The sequence below is a fragment of the Streptomyces sp. PU-14G genome (genome assembly GCF_041028275.1).
Classification (GTDB): Bacteria; Actinomycetota; Actinomycetes; order Streptomycetales; family Streptomycetaceae; genus Streptomyces.
The window spans coordinates 1-4968 of the sequence record NZ_JASKYT010000410.1; the positions used below are offsets into that span (position 1 = coordinate 1).

A 4968-nucleotide genomic window follows, 5' to 3' on the forward strand; every position below is an offset into this window, starting at 1 on the left:
CCCCCTCATCCCCCGAGTCCCCGCAAGTTCCAAGGAGCAGTCCCCCATGTCCAGCTATGACTACGTGATCGTCGGAGGTGGGACGGCCGGGTCGGTGATCGCCTCAAGGCTCACCGAGGACCCGGACGTCACCGTCGCCCTCATCGAAGGAGGGCCCTCGGACATCGACCGGCCCGAGGTGCTCACCCTCCGCAAGTGGCTGGGCCTGCTGGGAGGCGAGCTCGACTACGAGTACACGACCACCGAACAGCCGCGCGGCAACTCGCACATCCTGCACAGCCGCGCCAAGGTGCTCGGCGGCTGCTCGTCGCACAACACGCTGATCTCCTTCAAGCCGCTGCCCTCGGACTGGGACGAGTGGGAGACGGCGGGGGCCGCCGGCTGGGGCGCGAAGGACATGGAGCCCTACTTCGGCAGGCTGCGCAACAACATCGTGCGTGTCGCCAAGAAGGACCAGAACGCCATCGCGCAGGACTGGATCGACGCGGCGAAGGAGGCGCTGGACGTCCCCGAGGTCGTCGGCTTCAACGACCAGCCCTTCGACGAGGGCGTCGGCTTCTTCGACCTGTCCTACCACCCGGAGAACAACAAGCGATCCTCCGCCTCGGTCGCCTACCTGCACCCGCACATCGAGGCCGGTGACCGCCCCAACCTGCACATCCTGCTGGAGACCTGGGCGTACAAGCTGGAGTTCGGCGGGGAGGACGGCAAGACCGTCACCGGCGTGCACGTCCGCTCCAAGGACGGCGAGGAGACGCTGCTGACGGCGGGCCGCGAGGTGCTGGTGTGCGCCGGCGCGGTGGACACGCCGCGGTTGCTGATGCACTCGGGCGTCGGGAAGAAGGAGGACCTTCAGGCGCTGGGCATCCCGGTGGTGCACGACCTGCCGGGCGTGGGCGAGAACCTCATCGACCACCCCGAGTCGGTGATCGTGTGGGAGACGGACGGGCCGATCCCCGACAACTCCGCGATGGACTCCGACGCGGGGCTGTTCGTCAAGCGGGACCCGGACCACCAGGGCCCTGACCTGATGTTCCACTTCTACCAGATCCCCTTCACCGACAACCCCGAGCGGCTGGGCTACGAGCGGCCCGAGCACGGCGTGTCGATGACCCCGAACATCCCCAAGTCCCGCAGCCGCGGCCGGGTCTACCTCACCTCCGCCGACCCCGAGGTCAAGCCGGCGCTCGACTTCCGGTACTTCGAGGACGAGAGGGACTACGACGGCCAGACCCTCGTGGACGGCATCAAGCTGGCCCGCAAGGTCGCGCAGGCCGAGCCGTTCGCCAAGTGGCTCAAGCGTGAGGTCTTCCCCGGGCCCGAGGTGACGGACGACGAGCAGATCAGCGAGCTGGTGCGCAAGGCCGCGCACACCGTCTACCACCCGGCGGGCACCTGCCGGATGGGGGCTCAGGACGACGCGCTCGCCGTCGTCGACCCGCGGCTGCGCGTGCGCGGCCTGTCCGGCATCCGCATCGCGGACGCCTCCGTCTTCCCGACCATGCCCGCCGTCAATCCCATGATCGGTGTGCTGATGCTCGGCGAGAAGGCGGTCGATCTCATCCGACCCCATTCGACTACGGCACCGGGAGGTGTTGCGTGATGTCCGAGACCGCTGAGGCCACCGCATCCGCTGCGAACGCCGCGAACGCCGAGAGCAACGACGTGACCAGGACGAACGACGCGAGCGCTGACAGCCCCGTCATCTCCGTCCGCAACCTGTGGAAGGTCTTCGGGCCCAAGGGCGCCAGGATGCGGCTCCCGCACGACGAGCAGGTCAAGGGGCTGTCGCAGACCGAGCTGCGGGAGAAAACCGGCTGCACGGCCGCCGTGCGCGATGTCTCCTTCGACGTCCACAAGGGCGAGGTCTTCGTCGTCATGGGCCTGTCGGGCTCCGGCAAGTCCACCCTGGTGCGCTGCCTGACCCGGCTGATCGAACCCACCGCCGGGCGGCTCGACTTCAACGGCCAGGACGTGCTGTCCATGGACAAGGACACGCTGCGCGAGCTGCGCCGGCACCGCGCCTCCATGGTGTTCCAGAACTTCGGGCTCCTGCCGCACCGCAGCGTGGTCGACAACGTCGCCTACGGCCTGGAGATCCAGGGCGTCGGCAGGGCGGAGCGCCGTGAGCGCGCCGCCGAGATGGTCACCAAGGTCGGCCTCGACGGTCTGGGCGAGCGCCGCCCTGGCCAGCTCTCCGGCGGCCAGCAGCAGCGCGTCGGCCTCGCCCGCGCACTGGCCGTCGACCCGGAGGTCCTGCTGTTCGACGAGCCGTTCAGCGCGCTCGACCCGCTGATCCGCCGCGACATGCAGGAGGAGGTTATCCGGCTGCACCGCGAGGAGGGCCGCACGATGGTCTTCATCACCCACGACCTGTCCGAGGCGCTGCGCCTGGGCGACCGCATCGCGCTGATGCGCGACGGCGAGGTCGTCCAGCTGGGTACGCCCGAGGAGATCGTCGCGAACCCGGCCGACGACTACGTGCGCGACTTCGTCCGCGACGTCCCCCGCGAGCAGGTCATCTCGGTGCGCCGCGCCATGCGCAAGGCCGAGAAGGCGGAGGCCGGCAAGGGCGCCGAACTCGCCCCCGACACGCTGGTCGCCGACGCCATCGAGGCCGTCGCCCGCAGCGGCGAGAGCGCCCGCGTCGTGGAGAACGGCCGCACCATCGGCGTCGTCGACGACGCCCGCCTGCTGAGCGTCGTCGCCGGACTGGACGAGGACGCCGGCGAGGGCCGTGGCGAGGACGGCGAGCCCAAGGAGGTGGCCGTCGTATGAGGACGCACCATCCCGTGCCCGCCCCGGGTGCGCGTGAGAGCCGGCCGGCCTGGGGGCTGATATGAGCACCACCACCCTTCCGCAGCCTGACAAGGAGAAGGAGAAGGAGAAGACCACCGCGGCGGCGCCCGCCACCACCGAGGTGAGCGGCTCCCGCGCCCTGCTGGCCCGGCCCGCCGTGACGGCGTTCCTCCTCGTTCTCGTCGCCCTCGTCGTCGGTGCCCTCGCGCTGGACGGCAGCTGGCCCGGCGCGCTGAACTGGTCCTCGGGCATCAAGGACGGCCTGGACTGGCTCAGCAACTGGCTGACCGACAACCGCGCCACCAGCCCCCTGTTCCTCTACTTCCTGCTGCACATCAGCAACTGGTCCGAGGGCGGTGTCGACTACGTCTTCACCTTCCTCAACAACCTGGGCTGGCTGGGCGTGACCGCGCTGGCCACCGCCGTCTCCTGGTACGTGTCGGGGGCCGGGCTGAAGGTGCGCTCGCTGCGCATCGCCCTGCTGACCCTGTGCACCTTCGGCGTCTTCGGCGTCCTGGGCGTGTGGGAATACGCCATGTCCACGCTGGCCCTGATGGTGGTGGCGGTCGCCGTCTCCGCCGTCATCGGCGTGCTGCTCGGCCTGATCGCGGGCCTGTCGGAGACGGGCAACCGGGTCCTGCGCCCGGTGTTCGACACCATGCAGGTGATGCCGGCGTTCGCCTACCTGCTGCCGCTGGTGCTGATCTTCGGCATCGGCTCACCGGCCGCGCTGGTCTCCACCGTCATCTACGCCGCGCCCCCCATGGCCCGCCTCACGGCGCTGGGCCTGCGCGGCGCCGACCCGGCAGCGCTGGAGGCCTCCCGCTCGCTGGGGTCCGACCCCTGGCAGCGGCTGTGGACGGCGCGGCTGCCGCTGGCCCGCAAGGAGATGCTCCTCGGTCTCAACCAGACGATCATGATGGCGCTGTCCATGGTCGTCATGGCCTCCGTCATCGGCGCCGGCGGCCTCGGCGACAAGGTCTACCAGGCGCTGTCCAAGGACAACGTGGGCCTGGCGCTCATCCCCGGCAGCTGCATCGTGCTGATCGCCATCTGGCTCGACCGGGTGACCGCCGCGGCCGGCGACCAGCTCGACACCTCCCCGGGGCGCGCCCGCACCGGCGGCGACGCCGGCGCGATCGCCCTGGAGAAGCTCGGCGGCTGGCTGGCCTGGGGCGTCTTCGTCGTCTTCGCCGTCGTCGGCACCCTCTTCGGCCCTGTCGGGGAGCGTTCCTGGCCCATCCACTGGACCGTGTCGATCTCCTCGCCGCTGACCAAGGGCATCGAGTCGTTCACCAAGTCCATCTCCGACGGCATCCCCGTCATCGGCGGCACCGACGTGTGGGCCGCGCACTTCACCTCCTGGATCCTCAACCCGATGCGCGACGCCATGCAGGCCGCGCCCTGGTGGGGCGTCCTGCTGCTGGTGGCGGTCCTGGCCTGGATGGCGGGCTCCTGGCGCGCCGGGCTGACCGGTGTCCTCTCGCTCGCCGTCCTGGGCGCCCTGGGCCTGTGGGACAAGTCGATGGACACGCTCTCGCAGGTGATCGTCTCGGTGCTGTGCACGCTCGTCGTCGGCGTCGTCATCGGCATCCTGGCCGCCCGCTCCCGGTGGGTGATGCGGCTGATTAGGCCGATCCTCGACGTCATGCAGACGATGCCGCAGTTCGTCTACCTGGTGCCCGTGGTGGCGCTGGTCGGCGTCGGCCGTCCCGCCGCGATCCTCGCGGCGGCCGTGTACGCGCTGCCCGCCGTCATCCGCATCACCACGCAGGGCCTGCGCACCGTGGACCCGGCGGCCATGGAGGCGTCCCGCTCGCTGGGCAGCACCGGCTGGCAGCAGCTGCGCCAGGTGCAGCTGCCGCTGGCCCGCCCCTCCCTGATGCTGGCCTGCAACCAGGGCGTCGTCCTGGTCCTGGCCATGGTCGTCATCGGCGGCCTGGTCGGCGGTGGCGCCCTCGGCTACGACGTGGTCTACGGACTCCAAAAGAGCGACCTGGGCGTCGGCCTCTCGGCCGGTATCGCCATCGTCTGCCTGGGCCTCATGCTCGACCGGCTCACCCAGTCCGCGGGCACCGGCAAGCGCGGAGGTACGAAGTGAAGCGCACACGCATCATCAGGGGCGGGGTCGCGGCAGCCGCGGCCCCGCCCCTGATGATGCGTGTGCGC

3 protein-coding genes are annotated in these 4968 nt (G+C 70.5%); all 3 read left to right on the forward strand.

The window, feature by feature from the left end; genetic code table 11:
• Positions 1 to 46: 46 nt before the first annotated feature.
• Complete coding sequence (locus AB8Z75_RS30155) at positions 47 to 1603, forward strand: GMC family oxidoreductase (protein ID WP_369207515.1); 1557 nt, start codon at positions 47 to 49, stop codon at positions 1601 to 1603.
• Positions 1603 to 2778, forward strand: a complete 1176-nt coding sequence (locus AB8Z75_RS30160) for a glycine betaine/L-proline ABC transporter ATP-binding protein (protein ID WP_369207517.1) — start codon at positions 1603 to 1605, stop codon at positions 2776 to 2778. Before AB8Z75_RS30155 ends, AB8Z75_RS30160 begins: the two co-directional genes overlap by 1 nt.
• Before the next feature lie 61 nt (positions 2779 to 2839).
• On the forward strand, positions 2840 to 4900 hold the full coding sequence (locus AB8Z75_RS30165) for an ABC transporter permease (RefSeq protein WP_369207519.1): 2061 nt from the start codon (positions 2840 to 2842) through the stop codon (positions 4898 to 4900).
• Positions 4901 to 4968: the final 68 nt, after the last annotated feature.